A 20,739-nucleotide genomic window follows, 5' to 3' on the forward strand; every position below is an offset into this window, starting at 1 on the left:
ACATGGGCCTGTTGTACGCGGCCGTCATCGGCCTGTCCGTGTACGGCGTCTTCCACGGCATCCGCATGTACCGGGCCGACGCCAAACTCCCCGGCGACCTCGTCCTGGCCCTCGAGGTCGGCGCCACCCGCACCACCGCCGTCGGCTCCGGCGTCGACCGGCTCGGCATGCGCTGGGCCCCCGCCGTCCTCGGGATGATGGGGCCCAAGCGGGTCGACGCGCTCCGCCGCCGCCTCGACATGGCCGGCAACCCCGGCGGTATGACCGTCGACCGGTACGCAGCCCGCCGCGCCGTCTACGGCGTCCTCGGCGTCCTCGCCGCCCTCGCCATGCTGGCGCGCGGCCAGACCGTCGTCGCCGTCATCGTCCTGTTGTACGGACTGACGTGGACCGACGTCCTGCTGCGGCTCGCCATCCGCCGCCGCAAGGACGACATCGAACGCACCCTGCCCGACTTCCTCGACGTCCTCGCCGTCGTCGTCTCCGCCGGTCTCGGGTTCCGCCAGGCCCTGGAGCGCGTCGCCGAGAAGTACTCCGGCCCGTGGTCCGACGAACTGCGCATCACGCTCCGGCAGATGGACATGGGCGTCAGCCGCCGCGACGCCTTCGACCAGCTGCGCAGGCGCAACGCCTCCGAGCAGGTCTCCATGTTCGTCACCGCGCTCCAGCAGGGCGAGGAACTGGGCGCGCCGATCGTCGACACCCTGATCCAGATCGCCAACGACATGCGGCGCACGGACGCGCAGCACGCCCGCCGCACCGCCGCCAAGGCCGTACCGAAGACCACGCTCGTCGTGACCATGGTGATGCTGCCCGCCACCATGATCCTGATCGCCCTGAGCTTCTACTACGGCTCCGGTGTCGACTTCACGGACATCATCGGCGGTTAGGGATCCGGTGACGCGATGAACGCCATCCGCCTCAGGAGGCCGGCACCGAGGACCGAACCGTCCCTGCCCCTCCAGATCAACGCCCTCCAGGCGCTGTGCCGCCAGGTGTTCGGCTTCCGGCTGGCGATGATCGTCCTCGCGTCCCCGTTCGCCCTCGACGGCGCCGCGCCCGGCCTCGGCACCTGGCTGGTCGGCGCCGCCGTACTGATCACCTTCATGGTGTCGTACGTCGTGCTCCGCGACTGGGAGCGCTTCGGCCGCGTCCTGCTGCGCCACCCGGCGGTGCTCGCGGGCGACATGCTGTTCGGCGCGCTGCTCCTGGCCACCGCGTCGCCCGAGTCGACACTCGCGTACGTCACCATCTGTACGCCGCTGCTCGCCGGCCTGCTGTACGGCTGGCGCGGCGCGGCGTTCTTCGCCGTCCTCCAGTCGCTCCTGCTCCTGCTGTCGTACGGCGTCAGCCGAGAGGTCGCGGTGGAGCCCTCCTCCCTGCTGTTCCCCGGGCTCTGCGTGATCGCCGGGGCGGTCGGCTCGACCCTGCGCAACCTCATCCTCGACTTCGGTACGGCGAGCCAGGCCCTCACCGAGGCACGCGCCCGGCTCGCCGTCACCGGCGCGGTGGAGGCCGAACGGGCCCGGCTCGCGCGGGAGATGCACGACTCGGTCGCCAAGACCCTGCACGGCCTGGCCCTGGCCGCCGACGGCCTGGCGTACACGGCGGAGCGCGACGACCCCTCGTCGGTACGCCGCCAGGCCGGGCTCGTCGCCCGTTCCGCCCGCCGTGCCGCCGCCGAGTCCCGCGAACTCCTGGCCGACCTGCGACGCGAATCGGGCCTGGACGGAGGGGCGGACGTCGCCGGGGAGCTCGCCGCGCGGACCGCCGACTTCGCCCGCCGCCATGGCGTCCGCGCCGAGTACCGCCCCCTGGGCGCCGCCCCGCCCCGCGTCCCGCCCGCCGTGGCCCGCCAGCTCCTCGCCGTCGCCTCGGAGGCGCTGGAGAACGCCCACCGGCACGGCGGGCCCACGCGCATCGACGTGTCGTCGGGCGTGACCGGTGACGTCCTGGTCCTCAGCGTCTACGACGACGGGCGGGGCCTCCCCGCCGGTACGACGCTCGACGGCCTGAGACGGGCGGGCCACTTCGGCCTCGTCGGCATGGTCGAGCGTGCCGCCTCGATAGGGGCGCGCATCCGCATCGGCCGGGGCCGGGCCACCAAGGGCACGGAGGTCCGGCTGGAACTGCCGGTACGGGCACTGGAAACGGAGGGCGCACCACCATGCACGAGCACCTGCGAGTGATCGTCGCCGACGACAACCCGGTCGTCCGGGCGGGCCTGACCGCGCTGCTGTCCGGCCGCGAGGACATCGACGTCGCCGCCCAGGTGGCGGACGGCCACGACGCGTACGAGGCCGCCGTCCGTCACCACCCGGACGTCATCCTGCTCGACGTCCGCATGCCGGGCGTGGACGGCCTCACGGCCCTGCCCCACCTGGTCCGGCTCGCCCCGGTCCTGATGACCACGTACAGCCGCGAGAGCGACATCGTCCACGAAGCCCTCCGCCTGGGCGCGTGCGGCTACCTCGTGCACGGCGAGTTCACCGCCGAACAGCTGGTCGACGCGGTCCGCGACGCGAAGCTGGGCCGTGCGCACTTCACCCACACCGCCTCGAACGCCCTGCTGGCGGCCGTACGGGGCAACTATGCTCCTGCAACGCCCGGCTCCCTTACGTCTACCGCCAGCCGTAAGGGATTTGACGGAACCCCTTCGCGAGAGCAAGCGAATATGGCACATTCGTTACTGAGCCAACGGGAGGTGGAGGTGATGGACCTGATCGCGTCGGGCATGACCAATCAGCAGATCGCCGCCACGTGCTTCATCAGCCAGAAGACGGTCAAGAACCACATCAACCGCATCTTCGCCAAGCTCAACGCCGAAAGCCGGGGCCAGGCCATCGCCATCTGGCACGGCCTCTCCCACACCCAGGGGGGACCCACCCATGGCTGACCGCCCCCGCACCCCGCTTTGGGCCCCCTCATGGGCCCCCAGGCCCATGCCCGCCCCCCTCCCCCCGCCGTACGTTCGCCCCACCAGCCTGTACGAGCCCGGAGGAGACCGCCATGCCGAACACCATGCTGAAGGCCGCGACCCAGGCCAAGGTGTACGTGGGTACATGGGCGAACACCACCACCGCGGCACTCAAGCGCAGGGGGGACCGGGGCCAGGGGGCGGTGGAGTACGTCGGGATCATCATCCTGGTGGGGGTGATCATCGCGGCGTTGGTCGGCTCGGGAATCGGGAACACGATCGCCACTGGACTGCGGAACCGGGTGACGGAGATCATCGGCGGTTGAAGCAGGACGCTCTCGAGCATTGCGAGTCAGGGCAGGCCTCGCCCCTCTACATCTTCGTAGTGGCGAGCCTGCTCTTTCTCGCGTTCGCGTTCTTCGCGGTCGGGCAGGCCGGAGCCACGCGCAACGGCGCCCAGTCAGCGGCCGATGCCGCAGCGCTGGCAGCGGCCCGGGAACAGAGGGACACCTTCGACCTCACCATCGATGATCTCGGCGACCTGTTGGACGGGGAGCTCATCCCCGCGCTCGACGGCTGCGGCGCCAGCCGCTACTACGCCGGGCAGAACCAGGCCGATGTCGTGGGCTGTGATCCGCTGTCCGACGGCCGCTGGGGCTCCACGGTGAGCGTGACGTCCCAGAAGCCGGTGGGAGACACGATTCTCCCGGGCACCGAGACCCGGTTCGCCGAGGCGACGGCGACAGCGATTGTCGTGCCCCGATGCAGCTTCGACCCCGCCGAGGACGCCGATTCGCCTTCCTCGGGGTCGTTGGACTGCGAGGGTGACGTGACGGACCTGGACCCGGCGCTTCTTCCGGACATGTCCGACCTCTTCGAAGTCCGGCTCGCCGAGGACTGACCGCGAAGGAACGCAAAGGAATGGCATTCATGAGCAATCGGTATGGGACGGCAGTGCGCAGAGCGGCGGCCGGAGTGTCCGCTGTGGCGCTGGCTGCGCTTCTGTCGGCTTGCGGCGGAGGCGGCGACCAAGGCAACGACGCTGGGAAAGCTCCCGAGAGCGAGGGCAGCGCTGCCTCGGCTCCCGCTGACCGGGGTACGCCCAAGGAAGACAGTGGCTCCACAGTGCCCGACACCAGCAGCACTCTGGCCACAATCAACAGTAGCGATGGTTTCCAGTTGGTCATCCATAGCGCCGCCAGGGATCAAGGCGGCTTCCTGACAGTTACAGGTAGTTTGAAGAACACCACCTCAGCGGCTCTGAGCGCCCCTCTCGAATGGAATGGCGAGGAACTCAGCGTCAAGAAGACGGGCCCTTCGTTCGCCGGTGCGACCCTCATCGACAAGAAGGACAAGAAGCGTTACTACGTCCTGCGAGACACTGAGGGGTTCCCGCTGACAACGACCGGCGTCACCATGGTGAAGGCGGGCGAAACTATCGTCATCTTCGCCCAGTTCCCGGCACCGCCGGCGACGACGACGAGCGTGGAGTTCCAGCTTCCGAAGATGCCGCCCGCACAGATCGAGATCTCCTGATGCGCACCACCGCCCCCTGCGCCCGCAGGGTCTCCGTGCGCCGGCCCGCGGTGTCCGTGCTCGTGGCCGTGGTGATGCTCACCGGTGCCCAGCTCGTCGGTGCTTCCGGGGTGCAGGCCGATGACATCCCCAGTACGCCACCAGGGACCGAGTCGACGCTGCCGCCGCCGGAAGTGGACGGGAACTCGCCCGAACTCAAGATGCGCGACGGGGCGACGCTCGCGTCCGCGAAGGTGCTGCCCCTGATCTCGATCGTCGAGTCCGAGGGTGGCGAGGAGCGGCGTGAGGAGACCCCCTCCAACCTGAAGTTCGCCCTCCAGGCCGAGGTCCTGTTCGGCAAGGACAGCGCCAAGCTGACCCCCGAGGCCGACTCCCGTATCGCCGCCATCGCCGAGGAGGTCAGGAAGCAGAGCGCCACCAAGGTCCGCGTCTTCGGCTTCACCGACAACCTCGGCTCCTCCGCGCACGGCGACGTGCTGTCCAAGCAGCGTGCGGACGCGGTGCACAAGGTGCTGTCGTCGTTGCTCACCTCCGGTGGGATCACGTACGAGATCCGTGGCTACGGCGAGCAGTACCCGATCGCGGACAACAGCACCGAGGAAGGCCGCAAGAAGAACCGCCGTGTGGAGGTGTCGTTCCCGCGCGACTGACGTGCGCTCCCCGGCCGGGAGGCGGACCGTTGCCCGCTCCCTGCGGGCGGGTCGCCTCCCGGTCCGCTTGGCGTCGCCCCGGAGTCTTCACACGTAGGCCCCAGGATGCGAAAAGGATCGAGAACAAGCACAGAGAACAGAGAACAGGGGGAACAGAGAACAAGGACAGAGAACAGGGCTCCTATGGAGGGGGACAGACCATGAGGCGCGTCGTACGGGGCTTCCGGGGACCCAGGCCCGAGTCGGAGCACGAACGGGCCGTCTTCGGCACGTGGGAGCCGATCGGCGACGCGACGGACCGCGACTCCCTCGCCACGCACGAACACGGCGGGCTGCCGCTGGGCCTGTCCCGAAGCCCCGCGGGCGCCGACGGCCTCGTCGCCGTCGCCCGGCGCCTCCGCGCCACCGGCGCCCTGAAGGTACTGCCCCGCCCCATGGAGAGGGCCAAGCTGTGAAGGCCTCGGGCACCCGGGCCGACGTCACCGAGGCCGTATCCGCGGTGGACGCCCTGCTGAGCCGGCCCGTGCCGCCGAACGGCCCCACGCAGCGGGAGCCGTCCCGGGGTGAGGGCTGGAGCGGCAGCCATGGCGCCGGTTTCCGGCTGTGGTTCCTGTGGGAGAGCCGCGCCTGCTCCGGCGGCGCCCCCGGTCCGGAGTGGGACGCCGCGCGGAAGGAGGCCGAGAAGTTCCTCGCCGCCCTGACGCGCGCCCTGGAGGAGCGGTGGGGCCCGCACCGTGAGGTCAGCATGCGGGCGTTCCGGCTCGGGGACGTCGACGACGGGTCGGTGTTGCCCCTCTTCGCCGAACTGGGCGCCTTCGACCTGTACGGAGACCTGATGGTGTGGGGCCCGGTCGGCTCACCGCGCGGCCCGCGCTGGGTGGCGGTGAGCGTGGGTCAGTGCGACGAGGACGGCCCGCACGTGCTGGTCGCGGCCGTCACCGACGTACCGATCGAGGAGGTCGAGGAGCCGGGGGCCCGGCACAGGACGCGATAATCGGGCGCATGCCCCAGCGAACTGACCGACCCTCCTCCGCCGCGCCCGCCCTGTGGGGCTATGCGGCGGTGCGGGCCGTGGGGCTGGCGGTCCTCGCGGTCGCCGCCGCCGTGGCGGGGGAGGACGCCCTGCACCGGCTGAAGGGCCGCTGGGACTCCGTCTGGTACGTGCGGATAGCCGAGAACGGGTACGGCCACGAGGTCACGCTCCCCGACGGCGGCGTCCACTCCGACCTGGCGTTCTTCCCGCTCCTGCCCGCCCTGGAGAGGGGCCTGTCGGAGGTGCTGCGGATCGACGCGGCGACCGCCGGACTGGTCGTGTCGTGGACGGCGTCGCTCGCCGCCGCGTGGGGGATCTACGCGGTGGGGGAACGGGTCGCCGGGCGGCGGGCCGGGGTGGTGCTCGCCGTGCTGTGGGGGGTCTACCCGACGGCGTTCGTGCAGTCGATGGCGTACACGGAGACGCTGTTCACGGCGTTCGCCGCCTGGTCGTTGTACGCGGTGCTGCGCGACCGGTGGATCGGGGCGGGCGCGCTGTGCGTGGGCGCGGGGCTGACCCGGCCGTCGGCGGCCGCGCTGGTGGCGGCGCTCGGCATCACGGCACTGGTGACCGTCGTCCGGGAGCGGCGGGTGACGGCCCGGATGGCCGTGGGCGTGCTGCTGGCGCCGATGGGCTGGCTCGGGTACGTGGTCTTCGTCGCCGTACGGCGGGGGAGCGCCACCGCGTACTTCGAGGTGCAGGCCGCGTGGGGCAACAGCGTCGACGGGGGCGTGGCGCTGGCCCGGTTCGTGTGGCGGAACCTGACCGGTCCGGTGCCGCTCGCCGGGGTGGGGCTGTGCGCGGCGCTCGCGCTGGTCGGCTGGGTGGCGTGGCTGTGCGTCAGGCAGCGGCAGCCGTTGCCGGTGCTGGTGTACACCCTCGGCGTCGTCGTCGTCTCGCTGGTCGGTGCCGCGTACTTCGGCTCCCGGCCGCGTCTGATGATGCCCGCGTTCCCGCTGCTGCTCCCGGCGGCGGTCGCCCTGGCGCGGCTCCGGGACCGGACGGTGGTGCTCGTGCTGGCCGGGCTCGCGTCGGCGTCGGCGGCGTACGGGGCGTTCACTCTGCTGGGGGCGGGTCCGCCCTGATCGTCAGGCGGGTGCCGGGCCGGATGCCCCACCGTGCCATCGCCCCGGCCTCGGCCTCCAGCACGTGACGGGCGCGCGGGCGGGGCAGCCCCAGGCGGCCGGGCGCCATGGTGACCAGGGCGACGACCCGCGACTCCCGGTCCAGGTACGCCACGTCGATGGCGAACCGCATCCGGAAGGTGTGCACGCTGTTGCAGGGGCTGAGCAGCAGCGCGCCCGCGATGCCGTCCCGGCCCAGCAGACCGCGCCGGCGGGTGCCGTAGGACCCGGCGATCTCGACGGGCACGGCCTCGTCCCGGTCGGGCAGGGCCAACAGGCCGGTGCCGTCGCGCCATTTGGTCGGGTTCCCCATGGAGGACGACCGTAGCGTGGGTCCCGGTGCGGCGGCAGTGGGCCCGTGGGCCCATGACCGGGCGCGAGGCCCGTCCTAGGGTCGGGTGCGTGTACGCCACGCTGATCGCCGTCGCCGCCCTGTGGGGTGCCGCCACGGGCCTGCTGGTGCCGCGCGCCGCGTACCGCCTGTCCGTCGCGCCGGACGAGCCGTGGCGGGACGCCTGCCCGGCCGGCCACCCGTTCACGGGGCCCGCCCGCGGCTGGCTCGGGGCGCCGCGCTGCACGGTGTGCGCGGTGCCCGCCCCGGTGACCCCCGCACCCGGAACGCCCCCTGCCGGCACCGCGCCGGAACCCCCCGCACCCGGAGCCCCCGCCGGGCCGCCCGTACCCTCCGCCCCTGCCACGCCGGGGCCGCCCACCGGCACGGTCGCCGGGCCCACCGGGCCGCCCACCGAGACGCCCACCGGAACACCCACCGAGCAGGACACCAGGACACCCACCGGCCCGGTCACCGCGGCCACCGCGCCCTCCGGGACCGTCACCGTGCCGGTGGTCACCGGCGTCGTCTGCGGGGCGCTCGCCGCCGCCACGGGCCCCCGGCCCGAGCTGGTGGTGTGGCTGCTGGCCGCGCCGGTCGCGGTGCTGCTGGCCCTGGTCGACCGGGCCGTGCACCGGCTGCCGGACCGGCTGACGCTGCCGCTCGCCGCCGGGACGGCCGCCCTGCTGGGGGGTGCCGCGCTGCTGCCGGGGAACGCCGGAGCGTGGTCGTCCGCGCTGCTCGGCGGTCTCGCGCTGGGCACCGGCTACTTCGTGCTGTTCCTGGTGAACCCGAGCGGCCTGGGCTTCGGCGATGTGAAGCTCGCCCTCGCGGTGGGCGTCGCCCTCGGCTGGTACGGCTGGGGCGTGCTGTTCGTGGGCGCCTTCGCCGGGTTCCTGTTTGGCGCGGTGTACGGGTTCGGGCTGGTCGCGCTGCGGCGGGCGAGCCGCAGGAGCACGATCCCGTTCGGGCCGTTCATGATCGGTGGGGCGTTGCTGGGCGTGCTGCTGGGTTCCCTCGCCGCCGTACCGGTCGACTGAACCGACGCGCACCGGTACGCGGCTCGGCGGTGCCGGAGACATGAGGCGCAAGCCCGCGTCGTGGCCCGCCTGATCGACCGGGACGTACGGATCGCGCCCGCCGCCTGCGACAACCTGTGGCGCGACCGCGACGATCCGGACGTTTCCGGGGTTCGCGCCGTCCGGGGCCCCGGCGACGGGGACCGCCATGAGGGGGAGATTCCGCACCACCCCGACAGCGCCATGGGCCACGCCCTGAGCCGAGCACCCCGCCCGCGTCCTAGCATGCGGGCACATGCGGACATTTCCTGACGAGAGCCCCCCTTCCGGCCGCGAGCTCCAGCAGGTCGCCGTTCCGGAGGCGGCACCCGCATCCCCGACGGCCACCGCACCCCCCACACGCCCCCGCGCGGCCGTCGGTGCCCCGCGCCTTGCCGACCGCCTGCCCGCGGCCTGGCTCCCCTGGGGCTGGGCCGCGGGGCTCTTCGCGCTCTACGCCACCGTCGCCGTGCGCCGCCACCTCCTCCTGCGCACCACCGGATACGACCTCGGCATCTTCGAGCAGGCGGTACGCGCCTACGCCGAACTCCGCGCACCCGTGGTCCCCTTGCGCGGCGACGGCTTCAACCTCCTCGGCGACCACTTCCACCCCCTCCTCGCCGCCCTCGCCCCGCTCTACCGCCTCTGGCCCTCCCCGCTCTGCCTGCTGGTCGCCCAGTCCGCGCTGCTCGCCGTCGCCGTCGTCCCGCTCGCCCGCTGGGCCGCCCGCGCGCTGGGCCGGCGGCCGGCCCACGTCATCGCCGCCGCGTACGGGTTGAGCTGGGGCATCGCGTCGGCCGCCGCCTTCGACTTCCACGAGGTCGCCCTCGCCGTACCGCTCCTCGCCTGCTGCCTGGAAGCCCTGGCCCACCGGCGCTGGCGCCCGGCCGTCGCCTGGGCGGCGCCCCTGCTGCTGGTCAAGGAGGACCTGGGGCTCACCCTCGCCGCCGTCGGCGCGTACATCGCGCTCAAGGGCCCGCGCCGGCTCGGCCTCGCCACCGCCGCCGCCGGGCTCATCGGCTCGGCCGTCGAGATCAAGCTGTTGCTGCCCGCCTTCCACCCGGCCGGCGGGTACGCGCACGGCGGCAACCTCGGCGAGGGGTACGGGTCCCTGCTCAGCACGCTCGCCCACGCCCCGCTCGACGCGCTGCGTCCCGAGGTGAAGGCCATGACCCTGGTCCTGGTCTTCGCCCCGTCCGCCCTGCTCGCCCTGCGCTCACCGCTCTCGCTGATCGCCGTGCCGACCCTCGCCTGGCGGATGATGTCGGACAACGCTTTCCACTGGGGTACCGCGTTCCACTACAGCGCCGTGCTGATGCCGGTCGTCCTCGCAGGGCTGATCGACACGCTGACGGTCTGGCGCCGGACCGACCACCCGCTGGCCGCGCGCCACCTGCGCGCCTCGCTCGCCACCGTCCTCGCCGTGACCGTCGTGCTGCTGCCGTCCTTCCCGCTCGCCCAGCTGTTCCAGCGCGCCACCTGGCGGACGACCGGGCACATCGAGGCCGCCCACGCGCTGCTGGCCCGGATCCCGGACGGCGCGACCGTCGCCGCCTCCAACCGGCTCGTGCCCCAGCTCACTTCGCGCTGCACGGTCGTCGTCTTCCCGACCTTCCCGGTGGAGGGGAAACTGTACGAGTACGACAGGAAGCGCCTCCCGCCGCCCACGGCGGAGTGGATCGTCCATGACCGGCGGGCCCCCGAGGCCTGGCCGTACAGGACGGGCCACTGGCCCTACCCCATCGAGCGGCAGCAGGCCGAGCTGGCCGCCGCGCAGCAGCGCCACGGCTACCGGAAGGTCGCCGAGCGCGACGGAATCACCCTGCTGCGCCGGTGAGGCCTGCCGTACTGTCGACCGGAGCGAGCGTGCCGCAGGGGTGGGAGGAGCAGGCGATGGGGACCAAGGGCAGGACGTCGTACAGCTGCGGTCTGGACGCCGCCGTGGACGTGGTCGGCGGGAAGTGGAAGCCGCTCATCCTGTGGGAGCTGCACAGCCACGGCCCGGTGCGCTTCGGTGAGCTGCGGCGGGCGGTGTCGGGCGTCAGCGAGAAGATGCTGATCCAGCAGCTGCGGGAGCTGGAGGCCGACGGGGTGGTGCACCGCGAGGTCTACCGCGAGGTGCCGCCGCGCGTCGAGTACTCGCTCACCGAGCTGGGCCGGGCGCTGAACACCGCGCTGCTGCCGCTCGGCGAGTGGGGCGACAGGTTCATGGACCAGATCCTGGCCCGTAAGGCGGCGGCAGCCGGCGAGGCCGCCTGACCCCCGTCGTGCCCGGCCGTTCCCGTGCCCGGGCCGTTCCCCTGCCCGGGGGCGGGCCTGCGGGGGCGGGGGCCGTCAACGTGACGCCCGTGCGGTGGGGTCCCCCTTGCGGAGGACGGGCGGGAACGGGGGGAGGGCGGGACAGCGGCGGGAAACCGGCCGGATCCCGTGCAAACGGCAGGATCCTCTGATTCCGCGGCGTGGCGGCGGCCTGTCGTGGCGCGCAGCACCACTTATGAAGGGTTATGGTGGAAACCCCCCCTCGGGCCGGTCCGTATCCCCCCACGGACCGGCCCGTTTTTTGTGCCCGTGCGACGGTCGGCCGTCGGCTTGGTACCCGTACGAAGGGCGGCCGCCGGGCTTGTGACCGTATGAAGGCCGCCGGCCTCGTGCCCGTACGACGGGCGGCCGGGCCGGCAGGCCGGACGTCAGCTCCGCGCGGCCCAGATGTTCGTGCCGGCGGTGTCGACCGCGTACGAGTCGATCTCCTTCAGCTCCTCGTCGGTCAGCGGGGCACCGGCCAGAGCGGCGATGTTCTCCTCCAGCTGCGTCACGCTGGACGCGCCGATCAGCGCCGACGTCATCCGCTCGTCGCGCAGCACCCAGTTCAGCGCGAGCTGCGCCAGCGACTGGCCGCGGCGCCGGGCGATCTCGTCGAGACCGCGCAGCCGGCGTACGACCTCGTCGGAGAGGAGGTTCGGGTCCAGGGACTTGCCCTGGGTGGCCCGGGAGCCCTCCGGGATGCCCTTCAGGTACTTGTTGGTGAGCAGGCCCTGGGCGAGCGGCGCGAAGGAGATGCAGCCCATGCCCTGCTCCTCCAGGGTGTCGAGGAGCGCGTCCTCCTCGGTCCAGCGGTTGATCATCGAGTACGACGGCTGGTGGATCAGGGCCGGAACGCCCATCTCCCGCAGCAGCCCCGCGGCCTCGGCGGTCTGCGCACTGCTGTACGAGGACACGCCCACGTACAGGGCCTTGCCCTGCTGGACGGCGGAGGCCAGGGCGCCCATCGTCTCCTCGAGCGGCGTGTCCTTGTCGAAACGGTGCGAGTAGAAGATGTCGACGTAGTCCAGGCCCGTCCGCCGCAACGAGGCGTCGAGTGAGGACAGCAGGTACTTGCGGGAGCCCCACTCGCCGTACGGCCCCGGGTGCATGAGATAGCCCGCCTTGGTGGAGACGACCAGCTCGTCCCGGTAGCGGGCGAAGTCCTCGGCGAAGATCTTGCCGAAGTTCGACTCGGCGGACCCGGGCGGCGGTCCGTAGTTGTTCGCCAGGTCGAAGTGCGTCACACCGAGGTCGAAGGCCCGGCGCAGGATCGCGCGCTGCGAGGCGAGCGTGCGGTCGTCGCCGAAGTTGTGCCAGAGGCCCAGCGAGATGGCGGGCAGCTTGAGCCCGCTGCGGCCGGTACGGCGGTACTCCATGGCGTCGTATCGGTCGTCGGCGGGGCGGTATGCGGGGGATTCAGTCACGCCTCTCTCCTTATCACGGACTTGTGACAGGCCGGGTTGGGCCGCCGTGACCCCCGCGCAGTAATGTGGCGGCTTCGGGGACAGCCGCGGCGCGCCGGGATCGAGCGGTGCCGCTTCCCCCTGTCTCCCTGGGCCGACGCCGTGGCGGGCCCGTACGCAATCGAGAGGTGAGATCGGTGAACTTGCGCGACCTGGTGTACAGGCTCTACGCACGCCGGGTGGAAGGCCGTCTCGACCACGCACAGGTGCCCAAGCACATCGGCGTCATCCTCGACGGCAACCGCCGCTGGGCCAAGGCGTCCGGCGGCACCCCGGAGCAGGGTCACAAGGCCGGCGCGAGCAAGATCCAGGAGCTGCTGGGGTGGTGCGACGAGACGGACGTCGAGGTCGTCACCCTCTGGATGCTCTCCACCGACAACCTCAACCGGCCCGAGGAGCAGCTGGTGCCGCTCCTCGGCATCATCGAGAACGCCGTCCGTGACCTCGCCGCCGACGGCCGCTGGCGCGTCCACCACGTGGGCACGCTGGACCTGCTGCCCCCCCGTACGCAGGCGGTGCTGAAGGAGGCCGAGGAGGCCACCCGCGACCGCACCGGAATACTCGTGAACGTGGCCGTGGGCTACGGCGGCCGGCAGGAGATCGCGGACGCGGTCCGCTCGCTGCTGCTGGAGCACGCCGAGAAGGGGATGAGCTTCGAGGAGCTCGCCGGCATCGTGGACGTCGAACACATCTCGGAGCACCTGTACACGCGGGGCCAGCCGGACCCCGACCTGGTGATCCGTACGAGTGGTGAGCAGCGTCTGTCGGGCTTCATGCTCTGGCAGAGCGCCCATTCGGAGTACTACTTCTGCGAGGTCCACTGGCCGGCCTTCCGCAAGGTCGACTTCCTGCGCGCGCTGCGTGACTACGCGGCCCGCCACCGCCGCTACGGCACCTGACGGAGCGTTCCCGGAAACCGCCGGGCGGCATCGCGAAGCCGTCCGGAAACCACCCCGGAAGGGCCGCGCGTCCCCTTGACGCGCGGTCGTCACCACTCGTTCACCGACGCGTCGTCATATGCCATGGCATGGCGCCGGTCGTTCGAGGGAATACCCCCTCCAGTGTGAGCGGCACGCCAGCCCGCTCGCCCGGGAGGCCCTTTGCACCAGGACGACCGTGCGGGACACGCACGGACGACGCGGAGGGCCGGAGCTCGGCCCGCGCATCGTGGCCAGAGCCCGGCTCCATCCCCCCGCGACCGCCGTCGAAGTCGCACCCGACCTCACCTGAGGGGGTAGGTCCTTCCGTGGTGAACAGCACAAAGCGCCGCCTCAACGACAGGCGCACCTACGTCATCGACACCAGCGTCCTGCTGGCCGATCCCGGCGCCATGGCCCGCTTCGAGGAGCACGAGGTCGTGCTCCCGATCGTCGTGGTCACGGAACTGGAGGCCAAGAGGCACCACCCGGAGCTCGGGTACTTCGCCCGGCAGGCGCTGCGCCTGCTGGACGACTTCCGGATCCGGTACGGCCGCCTCGACGCCCCGCTCCCGATCGGGGAGCTCGGCGGGACCCTGCGCGTGGAGCTCAACCACTCGGATCCCGCCGTCCTCCCGGCCGGCTACCGCCTCGGTGACAACGACTCACGGATCCTGGCCGTCGCGCGCAACCTCCAGGCCGAGGGCTACGACGTCACCGTCGTCTCCAAGGACCTGCCGCTGCGCATCAAGGCGTCGTCCGTCGGCCTCCTCGCCGAGGAGTACCGGGCCGAGCTGGCCATCACGGACTCGGGCTGGACCGGAATGTCCGAGCTGTCGCTCTCCGCCGAGCAGGTCGACCTGCTCTACACGGAGGAGAGGCTGTACGTCCCGGAGGCCGCCGGCCTCCCGGTGCACACCGGGCTGGTCCTCCAGTCCGAGCGCGGCAAGGCGCTCGGCCGGGTCACGACCGAGGGGAACGTACGCCTGGTCCGGGGCGAGCGTGAGGCGTTCGGCATCCGTGGCCGCAGCGCGGAGCAGCGCATCGCGCTCGACCTGCTCCTGGACCCGGACGTCGGCATCGTCTCGATGGGCGGCCGGGCGGGCACCGGCAAGTCGGCGCTCGCGCTGTGCGCGGGGCTGGAGGCGGTCCTGGAACGCCGGCAGCACCAGAAGGTGATGGTCTTCCGTCCGCTGTACGCGGTCGGCGGCCAGGATCTCGGCTATCTCCCCGGCACCGAGGCCGAGAAGATGAGCCCCTGGGCCCAGGCGGTCTTCGACACGCTCTCGGCGGTGGCGGGACGCGAGATCATCGAGGAGGTGCTGAGCCGGGGGATGCTGGAGGTCCTTCCGCTCACGCACATCCGGGGCCGCTCGCTGCACGACGCGTTCGTGATCGTGGACGAGGCGCAGTCACTCGAACGCAATGTCCTGCTGACCGTGTTGTCCCGCATCGGGGCGAATTCCCGTGTCGTACTGACCCACGATGTGGCGCAGCGCGACAACCTCCGGGTCGGCCGGTACGACGGAGTCGTGGCCGTGGTCGAGAAACTGAAGGGGCATCCGCTCTTCGCGCACATCACGCTGACCCGCTCGGAGCGCTCGCAGATCGCCGCGCTCGTGACCGAAATGCTGGAGGACGGTCAGATTTAGCCCCCCGCACCCGATATGGATGTGGGGCCGCCCGGTGAAGCGCGAGAGCTTAGCCGGGCGGCGTCGCGCTGTGCGAGCACATCCGCGAAACTCTTGGGACTACCGAGGTGTGAGCTTTCACACGCAACGAAGAATTGCCTTGCGGCGTCGGCGTGCGGCAGAGTCTTGCTTCCGTCAGGCCCCGCATACGGCACACCTGTCACCAACGTGACACAACTCAACAGTCGTTCGCCGTATGCCGCCCGCAGCACCACGCGGCTCTCCCGCAGGGGAGTTGCCCACCGGGCCCGTGTCCCCCGTGACCCAGCAGTGGGGGGACCAGCGTCAGGGGCAAGATTTCGCCCGCGAGGTCACCTAAGCGGACGATGCTGGAAGGAAAACCGTGTGAGCCGGATCTCGGTCCGGGGATTCGCGGTGGCTTCGGCCACTGCGGTCACCACTGTCGGCGCCGTCGTGGGTGTTGCCTCGGGCAACACCCAGCCCTCCAACGACGACTTCGAGGCGGCCGCCGCCAACACGACGCTCCTGGCGGACGTCCCCCTCGGCCAGCAGGCCCAGGTGGAGGTCTCGTCGCTGACGCAGCAGGCGGAGGCCCAGGCCGCCGCCGCCGACTCGGCCGCGCAGAAGTCCGCCGAGGAAGCCGCGCGCATCCAGGCCGCCAAGGACGCGGAGGCCAAGAAGGCCGCCGCCGACGCGGAGGCGGAGAAGGCCCGGGCCGAAAAGGCGGAGAAGGAGCGCAAGGAGCGCGAAGCCGCCGAGCGCGCCAGCCGCGACGAGGTCCGCAGCGCCACCAGCTTCGCCCCGCAGACCTCCTACAGCGTCGCCGAGGTCCAGGCGATGGCCCGTCAGATGGTCCCGGGCGACCAGTTCCAGTGCTTCAGCAACATCGTGGACCACGAGTCCACCTGGAACTACCGCGCGCAGAACCCCTCGTCGGGCGCGTACGGACTGGTCCAGGCGCTGCCGGGCTCCAAGATGGCGTCCGCCGGTGCCGACTGGCGGACCAACCCGGCCACCCAGATCAAGTGGGGCCTCAACTACATGAACGAGCGCTACGGCAGCCCGTGCGGCGCGTGGAGCTTCTGGCAGGCCAATCACTGGTACTAGGGCGGCCCGCGCCTCCCGGCTCGGCTTCCCGGAGCCCCTCACCGTCCTACGGTGAGGGGCTCCGTGCGTGTACCGTCGGGGCCGTAACTCCCGGGGGGAGTGGTGGGGGGAAGAGAGAAGATCATGTCGAAAGCGCCAGGGTGGCTCGGCAGACTGGGCGCCGGCCTGACCCGGATGGGACAGCGGTTGGAAGAGCGCCGAGCCGCGGGTGGGCCGGGGGACGAGCTCGGCGAGGAGCCCGCGGTCCTGCCGGACAGCGTGCCCGCGCCCCCCGCGTACGCCCCCGCCGTCGCCGCACGGCCCGACCCTGTGGCGGCGATCCCCTGGGGCATCCGTGTCGCGGCCGAGGCGGGCTGGCGGCTGCTGGTCCTCGCGGGCACCCTGTGGGTGCTGATGAAGGTCATCAGCGAAGTGCAGCTGGTGGTCCTCGCCTTCGTGGCCGCGCTGCTGATCACCGCCCTGCTCCAGCCCACCGTGGCCATGCTGCGGAGGACGGGCCTGCCGCGCGGGCTCGCCACCGCCGTCACCGCCATCACCGGGTTCGTCATCATGGGCCTGATCGGGTGGTTCGTGGTCTGGCAGGTGATGGACAACCTGGGCGACATCTCCGACCGGGTCAGGGACGGCATCGACGAGCTGAAGGCCTGGTTGCTGGACAGCCCGTTCCACGTCACCGAGCAGCAGATCAACGACATCGCCGAGAACCTCAGCGACACGATCGGGACGAACACCGAGGAGATCACCACCGCCGGTCTGCAGGGCGTGACGGTGATGGTGGAGATCCTCACCGGCATCCTGCTGACCATGTTCTCCACGCTCTTCCTGCTGTACGACGGCAAGAAGGTGTGGACCTGGTGGCTGAAGCTGGTTCCGGCGCAGGCCCGTCCCGGAGTCGCGGGCGCGGGTCCGCGTGCCTGGCGCACCCTCACCGCCTATGTGCGCGGCACGGTGATCGTCGCGATGATCGACGCCATCTTCATCGGCCTCGGCATCTACTTCCTCGACGTACCGCTGGCCGTGCCGCTGGGCGTCTTCATCTTCCTCTTCTCCTTCATCCCGCTGGTCGGAGCCGTCGTCTCGGGCGCGCTGGCCGTCATCGTCGCCCTTGTCACCCAGGGCGTGTTCACCGCGCTGATGGTGCTGCTGGTGGTGCTCGCGGTGCAGCAGATCGAGGGGCACGTACTGCAGCCGTTCATCCTGGGGCGCGCGGTGCGGGTGCATCCGCTGGCGGTCGTGCTCGCCGTCTCCACCGGTGGCCTGGTCGCCGGGATCGGCGGCGCCGTGGTGGCCGTCCCGCTGGTCGCCGTCACCAACACGGTCGTCGGCTACCTGCGGGCGTACAGCCAGGAGCAGGCGCTGCTGACCGCGCCGTCGCACACGGCGGCCGCCCCCGCGACGGGGCCGACGCCCCCCGGGACTCCCGCCGAGGAGGGCGAGTGATATCCGAACCGGAACTCGTGCGCGGCGACGGGGACGCGCCGATACCCCCGCCGCACGGGACGCCGCCCTACGGCGGACCCGCCCCGGTCGAGTCGCCCGCGGACCCGGACGGCGAGCAGCGGTCCTCGCCGCGCCCGTGGCTGTGGGCGGTCGGCGGCGCGCTGGTGGCGTCCGCGCTCTGGGCGGGCGGGCTGTACGCGTACCAGGCCATGGGGCCCGACCTGGGCGGCTACCGCGCGAGCGAGGACCTGTGCGAGGAGGCGAAGCTGAGCGCCCTGTCGGCGGCGTACGGCGAGCGCGGTGAGGGCACATTGGACGTGCAGCAGAGCCACGAGGCGCTGGACCAGGCGCAGTGTTCGGTGGCCTTCGGTACCGACGAGTCCCCGTACAGTGCCGACTTCTCCTACGTCCTGCACAAGAAGACCGACCCGGGCCCGGAGTTCGAGCCGGCCGAGACCGCCGGTGCCTGGGACCAGTGGAAGTGGGAGCCCGTCGCAGGTCTGGGGGAGCGGGCGTTCTTCGCCCAGGACGACCAGGGCTTCGCCGGCCTGAAGGTGCTCGACGGGCAGGCGGTGCTGACGCTGTTCCTCAGCGCGCAGGTCGACTACGACGTCGAGTCGCGGGATGCTCCGAAGCCGCCCGACGAAGCCGCCCTGGCCGGTATGAAGGACCACATGGTCGAGGACATGAGGACGCTGATGGTCGAACTCCGGCGCTGAGCGGCACGGAAGGGGCCCACCGACGCGGGTGTCGGTGGGCCCCTTCGTACGTCAGATGACGCGGAGGACTACTCGGCGGCCACGGCCTCGGAGAGGACGGCCTCGGCGTCGAGCGTCGCGCCGACCGCCTGGATCACCGAGGCGATCTTGAACGCCTCCTGGATCGTGTCGCGGTCCACGCCGGCCTTGCGCAGCACCTGCTCGTGCGAGTCGAGGCACATGCCACAGCCGTTGATCGCGGAGACGGCGAGCGACCACAGCTCGAAGTCGACCTTCTCCACGCCCGGGTTGCCGATGACGTTCATCCGCAGACCGGCGCGCATCGTCCCGTACTCCGGGTCGGAGAGCAGGTGACGCGTGCGGTAGAAGACGTTGTTCATCGCCATGACGGCGGCGGCGGACTTGGCCGCCTGGTACGCCTCGGGCTTCAGGTTCGCCTTGGCCTCCGGCTCCAGCTCGCGCAGGACCCTGGGCGAGCGCGAGGCGATCGCGCAGGCCAGAACCGTGCCCCACAGCTGCTGCGGGGGGAGCTCGCTGTTGCCGATGACCGAGCCGAGGTTCAGCTTCAGGTCCTTGGCGTAGTCCGGTACGGCGGACTTCAGTTCGTCGAGAGCCATGTCAGATCAGTCGCCTCGTCACTCGCCGGACAGGAGCTTGACCGGGTCGAGGGTGTCCTCGCCCTTGCTCCAGTTGCACGGGCACAGCTCGTCGGTCTGCAGGGCGTCCAGCACCCGCAGGACCTCCTTGGGGTTACGGCCGACGGAACCGGCGGTCACCATGCAGAACTGGATCTCGTTGTTCGGGTCGACGATGAAGACGGCGCGCTGCGCGAAGCCGTCCTCGCCCTCGACGCCGCAGTCGCGCATCAGCTCGTGCTTGGAGTCCGCGAGCATCGGGAAGGGCAGGTCACGCAGGTCGGCGTGGTCCTTGCGCCAGGCGTGGTGCACGAACTCGGAGTCGCCGGAGACGCCGAGGATCTGGGCGTCGCGGTCGGCGAACTCGTCGTTCAGCTTGCCGAAGGCGGCGATCTCGGTGGGGCAGACGAAGGTGAAGTCCTTCGGCCAGAAGAACACCACGCGCCACTTGCCCTCGTAGGCCTTGTGGTCGATCTGCGCGAACTCCTTGCCGCTCTCCAGCGACACACAGGCGGTCAGGTCGTACGTGGGGAACTGGTCACCGACAGTGAGCACACGCTCTCCTTGCAGCTGGGAAGTCCCTTTTGAGGCCTTCCGTGGGGGTTGGACGGAGCCCAAGCATGGCACGGCGTGCATTGATCAGTGAAATAGCTAGACTTGGTCGTGTTGATCGAAGGTGGTTATCAGTGGTGTCCGTATATAAGGGTAAGCAGCCCAGTCTCGCCCAGCTCAGAGCGTTCGTGGCGGTGGCCGAGCATCTGCACTTCCGGGACGCGGCCGCCGCGATCGGCATGAGCCAGCCCGCCCTGTCGGGCGCGGTTTCGGCACTCGAAGAGGCACTCGGTGTCCAGTTGCTGGAGCGTACGACACGCAAGGTGCTGCTCTCGCCGGCGGGTGAACGGCTCGCGGTGCGGGCCAGGGCCGTGCTCGACGCGGTCGCCGAGCTGATGGAGGAGGCGGAGGCGGCGCACGCGCCGTTCACCGGCGTCCTGCGGCTCGGTGTCATCCCGACCGTCGCGCCCTATCTGCTGCCCACCGTGCTGCGGCTGGTGCACGAGCGGTACCCCGACCTGGACCTCCAGGTCCACGAGGAGCAGACCTCGTCCCTGCTGGAGGGGCTGGGCGCCGGGCGGCTCGACCTGCTGCTGCTCGCCGTTCCGCTGGGGGTGCCGGGGGTCACCGAACTGCCCCTGTTCGACGAGGACTTCGTCCTGGTCACGCCCGAGGACCACTGGCTGGGCGGGCGTACCGACATCCCGCGCGACGCGCTGCGCGAGCTGCGGCTGCTGCTGCTGGACGAGGGGCACTGCCTGCGCGACCAGGCGCTCGACATCTGCCGCGAGGCGGGGCGCGAGGACGGCGCCGCGGTCACCACCACCGCGGCCGGGCTGTCGACGCTGGTCCAGCTCGTCGCGGGCGGCCTCGGTGTCACCCTGCTGCCGCGCACCGCCGTCACGGTGGAGACCGGGCGCAACGACAAGCTGGTGACGGGCTGGTTCGCCGACCCGGCCCCTTCCCGGCGCGTCGCGCTGGCCATGCGCACGGGCGCGGCCCGGCAGGCCGAGTTCGAGGAGCTGGCGGGTGCCCTGCGCGAGGCGATGCGGGCCCTCCCCGTCCGGGTCGCCGGGCAGCCCGGGGGCTGACGCACCCGGTCGCCGGTGCGCGGACCGTCCCGCTGCGTCGGGCGCCACGGGGCGGCGGGCTCAGCGGCGCCACCGCCGGGACCCGCCCGTGCCCGTACGTCCACCGCCGGCGGGAGCGCCCGCCGGCCGGGGCCGCCCGCGACCGCCAGGGCCGTGCCCGGTGCCACAGCACCGACCGCGCCGGCGTCGAGCGGCGCGTACCGGAGGCGGCCG

23 protein-coding genes are annotated in these 20,739 nt (G+C 71.7%); 19 read left to right on the forward strand and 4 right to left on the reverse strand.

What is annotated here, in order from left to right; all coding sequences use genetic code 11:
* Positions 1–2 precede the first annotated feature (2 nt).
* The 10 genes from ABD347_RS04280 to ABD347_RS04325 all read left to right on the forward strand — a co-directional run bounded on the left by ABD347_RS04280 (position 3) and on the right by ABD347_RS04325 (position 7,221).
* Entirely contained in the window at positions 3–890 is an 888-nt protein-coding gene (locus ABD347_RS04280) for a DUF5936 domain-containing protein (protein WP_344356486.1), read from the forward strand.
* Between the two features lie 15 nt (positions 891–905).
* Complete coding sequence (locus ABD347_RS04285) at positions 906–2,189, forward strand: sensor histidine kinase (RefSeq protein ID WP_344356488.1); 1,284 nt, start codon at positions 906–908, stop codon at positions 2,187–2,189.
* Positions 2,168–2,896 (forward strand): response regulator, encoded by a 729-nt coding sequence (locus tag ABD347_RS04290; protein ID WP_344356490.1) that lies wholly within the window; start codon positions 2,168–2,170, stop codon positions 2,894–2,896. Before ABD347_RS04285 ends, ABD347_RS04290 begins: the two co-directional genes overlap by 22 nt.
* A 113-nt stretch (positions 2,897–3,009) precedes the next feature.
* Positions 3,010–3,243, forward strand: coding sequence for a hypothetical protein (locus tag ABD347_RS04295; RefSeq protein WP_344356492.1), 234 nt, complete (start codon positions 3,010–3,012; stop codon positions 3,241–3,243).
* Entirely contained in the window at positions 3,240–3,818 is a 579-nt protein-coding gene (locus ABD347_RS04300; RefSeq protein ID WP_344356494.1) for a pilus assembly protein TadG-related protein, read from the forward strand. The genes ABD347_RS04295 and ABD347_RS04300 overlap by 4 nt, the downstream gene beginning before the upstream one ends.
* Positions 3,819–3,838: 20 nt before the next feature.
* Positions 3,839–4,453 carry a hypothetical protein gene (locus ABD347_RS04305; RefSeq protein ID WP_344356496.1) on the forward strand — a complete coding sequence of 205 codons (615 nt, stop codon included), beginning with the start codon at positions 3,839–3,841 and terminating at the stop codon, positions 4,451–4,453.
* Complete coding sequence (locus ABD347_RS04310; RefSeq protein ID WP_344356498.1) at positions 4,453–5,103, forward strand: OmpA family protein; 651 nt, start codon at positions 4,453–4,455, stop codon at positions 5,101–5,103. Before ABD347_RS04305 ends, ABD347_RS04310 begins: the two co-directional genes overlap by 1 nt.
* 200 nt (positions 5,104–5,303) lie before the next feature.
* Positions 5,304–5,558 carry a hypothetical protein gene (locus ABD347_RS04315; RefSeq protein WP_344356500.1) on the forward strand — a complete coding sequence of 85 codons (255 nt, stop codon included), beginning with the start codon at positions 5,304–5,306 and terminating at the stop codon, positions 5,556–5,558.
* Positions 5,555–6,097: a hypothetical protein gene (locus tag ABD347_RS04320; protein ID WP_344356502.1), complete on the forward strand. Its 543-nt coding sequence runs from the start codon at positions 5,555–5,557 to the stop codon at positions 6,095–6,097. The genes ABD347_RS04315 and ABD347_RS04320 overlap by 4 nt, the downstream gene beginning before the upstream one ends.
* Positions 6,098–6,105: 8 nt before the next feature.
* Positions 6,106–7,221 (forward strand): hypothetical protein, encoded by a 1,116-nt coding sequence (locus tag ABD347_RS04325; protein ID WP_344356504.1) that lies wholly within the window; start codon positions 6,106–6,108, stop codon positions 7,219–7,221.
* On the opposite strand, the gene ABD347_RS04330 is transcribed toward ABD347_RS04325, so the two are convergent.
* On the reverse strand, positions 7,193–7,573 hold the full coding sequence (locus ABD347_RS04330) for a DUF192 domain-containing protein (RefSeq protein WP_344356506.1): 381 nt from the start codon (positions 7,571–7,573) through the stop codon (positions 7,193–7,195). The two genes, ABD347_RS04325 and ABD347_RS04330, sit on opposite strands and share 29 nt — an antisense overlap.
* 89 nt (positions 7,574–7,662) lie before the next feature.
* Here ABD347_RS04330 and ABD347_RS04335 point away from each other — a divergent pair, with 89 nt between their 5' ends.
* The 3 genes from ABD347_RS04335 to ABD347_RS04345 all read left to right on the forward strand — a co-directional run bounded on the left by ABD347_RS04335 (position 7,663) and on the right by ABD347_RS04345 (position 10,908).
* On the forward strand, positions 7,663–8,631 hold the full coding sequence (locus tag ABD347_RS04335) for a prepilin peptidase (RefSeq protein ID WP_344356508.1): 969 nt from the start codon (positions 7,663–7,665) through the stop codon (positions 8,629–8,631).
* Between the two features lie 274 nt (positions 8,632–8,905).
* Positions 8,906–10,486 (forward strand): DUF2079 domain-containing protein, encoded by a 1,581-nt coding sequence (locus tag ABD347_RS04340; protein ID WP_344356510.1) that lies wholly within the window; start codon positions 8,906–8,908, stop codon positions 10,484–10,486.
* Positions 10,487–10,542: 56 nt separating this feature from the next.
* Complete coding sequence (locus ABD347_RS04345; RefSeq protein ID WP_344356749.1) at positions 10,543–10,908, forward strand: winged helix-turn-helix transcriptional regulator; 366 nt, start codon at positions 10,543–10,545, stop codon at positions 10,906–10,908.
* A gap of 428 nt (positions 10,909–11,336) precedes the next feature.
* On the opposite strand, the gene mgrA is transcribed toward ABD347_RS04345, so the two are convergent.
* The gene (mgrA, locus tag ABD347_RS04350) at positions 11,337–12,374 is read right to left on the reverse strand and encodes an L-glyceraldehyde 3-phosphate reductase (protein WP_344356512.1); all 1,038 of its coding nucleotides are present in this window, start codon (positions 12,372–12,374) and stop codon (positions 11,337–11,339) included.
* Positions 12,375–12,550: 176 nt separating this feature from the next.
* On the opposite strand from mgrA, the gene ABD347_RS04355 reads away from it, so the two are divergent.
* The 5 genes from ABD347_RS04355 (at position 12,551) to ABD347_RS04375 (ending at position 18,248) form a co-directional block, all read left to right on the forward strand.
* On the forward strand, positions 12,551–13,312 hold the full coding sequence (locus ABD347_RS04355) for an isoprenyl transferase (RefSeq protein WP_344356514.1): 762 nt from the start codon (positions 12,551–12,553) through the stop codon (positions 13,310–13,312).
* A 347-nt stretch (positions 13,313–13,659) separates the two neighbouring features.
* Positions 13,660–14,982 (forward strand): RNA 5'-3' helicase PhoH2, encoded by a 1,323-nt coding sequence (phoH2, locus tag ABD347_RS04360; RefSeq protein WP_344356515.1) that lies wholly within the window; start codon positions 13,660–13,662, stop codon positions 14,980–14,982.
* Between the two features lie 384 nt (positions 14,983–15,366).
* Complete coding sequence (locus ABD347_RS04365) at positions 15,367–16,089, forward strand: aggregation-promoting factor C-terminal-like domain-containing protein (protein ID WP_344356517.1); 723 nt, start codon at positions 15,367–15,369, stop codon at positions 16,087–16,089.
* A gap of 123 nt (positions 16,090–16,212) precedes the next feature.
* Positions 16,213–17,529: an AI-2E family transporter gene (locus ABD347_RS04370; protein ID WP_344356519.1), complete on the forward strand. Its 1,317-nt coding sequence runs from the start codon at positions 16,213–16,215 to the stop codon at positions 17,527–17,529.
* Positions 17,526–18,248 (forward strand): hypothetical protein, encoded by a 723-nt coding sequence (locus ABD347_RS04375; RefSeq protein WP_344356521.1) that lies wholly within the window; start codon positions 17,526–17,528, stop codon positions 18,246–18,248. Before ABD347_RS04370 ends, ABD347_RS04375 begins: the two co-directional genes overlap by 4 nt.
* Before the next feature lie 68 nt (positions 18,249–18,316).
* Here ABD347_RS04375 and ABD347_RS04380 read toward each other — a convergent pair whose 3' ends face one another.
* Positions 18,317–18,865: an alkyl hydroperoxide reductase gene (locus tag ABD347_RS04380; RefSeq protein ID WP_344356523.1), complete on the reverse strand. Its 549-nt coding sequence runs from the start codon at positions 18,863–18,865 to the stop codon at positions 18,317–18,319.
* An 18-nt stretch (positions 18,866–18,883) separates the two neighbouring features.
* Positions 18,884–19,438, reverse strand: coding sequence for a peroxiredoxin (locus tag ABD347_RS04385; protein WP_064068339.1), 555 nt, complete (start codon positions 19,436–19,438; stop codon positions 18,884–18,886).
* A gap of 131 nt (positions 19,439–19,569) precedes the next feature.
* On the opposite strand from ABD347_RS04385, the gene ABD347_RS04390 reads away from it, so the two are divergent.
* Entirely contained in the window at positions 19,570–20,526 is a 957-nt protein-coding gene (locus ABD347_RS04390) for a LysR substrate-binding domain-containing protein (protein WP_344356525.1), read from the forward strand.
* Positions 20,527–20,739 lie beyond the last annotated feature (213 nt).

This window comes from Streptomyces gobitricini (genome assembly GCF_039532985.1).
In the GTDB taxonomy this organism is placed as follows: domain Bacteria; phylum Actinomycetota; class Actinomycetes; order Streptomycetales; family Streptomycetaceae; genus Streptomyces; species Streptomyces gobitricini.

Bases quoted from the DNA above. Each gene is read 5' to 3' on its own strand.
- ABD347_RS04315 (WP_344356500.1), top strand. From the start codon at position 5,304: ATGAGGCGCGTCGTACGGGGCTTCCGGGGACCCAGGCCCGAGTCGGAG.
- ABD347_RS04295 (WP_344356492.1), top strand. From the start codon at position 3,010: ATGCCGAACACCATGCTGAAGGCCGCGACCCAGGCCAAGGTGTACGTG.
- ABD347_RS04280 (WP_344356486.1), top strand. From the start codon at position 3: ATGGGCCTGTTGTACGCGGCCGTCATCGGCCTGTCCGTGTACGGCGTC.
- ABD347_RS04310 (WP_344356498.1), top strand. From the start codon at position 4,453: ATGCGCACCACCGCCCCCTGCGCCCGCAGGGTCTCCGTGCGCCGGCCC.
- ABD347_RS04345 (WP_344356749.1), top strand. From the start codon at position 10,543: ATGGGGACCAAGGGCAGGACGTCGTACAGCTGCGGTCTGGACGCCGCC.
- ABD347_RS04305 (WP_344356496.1), top strand. From the start codon at position 3,839: ATGGCATTCATGAGCAATCGGTATGGGACGGCAGTGCGCAGAGCGGCG.
- ABD347_RS04340 (WP_344356510.1), top strand. From the start codon at position 8,906: ATGCGGACATTTCCTGACGAGAGCCCCCCTTCCGGCCGCGAGCTCCAG.
- ABD347_RS04325 (WP_344356504.1), top strand. From the start codon at position 6,106: ATGCCCCAGCGAACTGACCGACCCTCCTCCGCCGCGCCCGCCCTGTGG.
- ABD347_RS04330 (WP_344356506.1), bottom strand. From the start codon at position 7,573: ATGGGGAACCCGACCAAATGGCGCGACGGCACCGGCCTGTTGGCCCTG.
- ABD347_RS04285 (WP_344356488.1), top strand. From the start codon at position 906: ATGAACGCCATCCGCCTCAGGAGGCCGGCACCGAGGACCGAACCGTCC.
- ABD347_RS04370 (WP_344356519.1), top strand. From the start codon at position 16,213: ATGTCGAAAGCGCCAGGGTGGCTCGGCAGACTGGGCGCCGGCCTGACC.
- ABD347_RS04290 (WP_344356490.1), top strand. From the start codon at position 2,168: ATGCACGAGCACCTGCGAGTGATCGTCGCCGACGACAACCCGGTCGTC.
- ABD347_RS04380 (WP_344356523.1), bottom strand. From the start codon at position 18,865: ATGGCTCTCGACGAACTGAAGTCCGCCGTACCGGACTACGCCAAGGAC.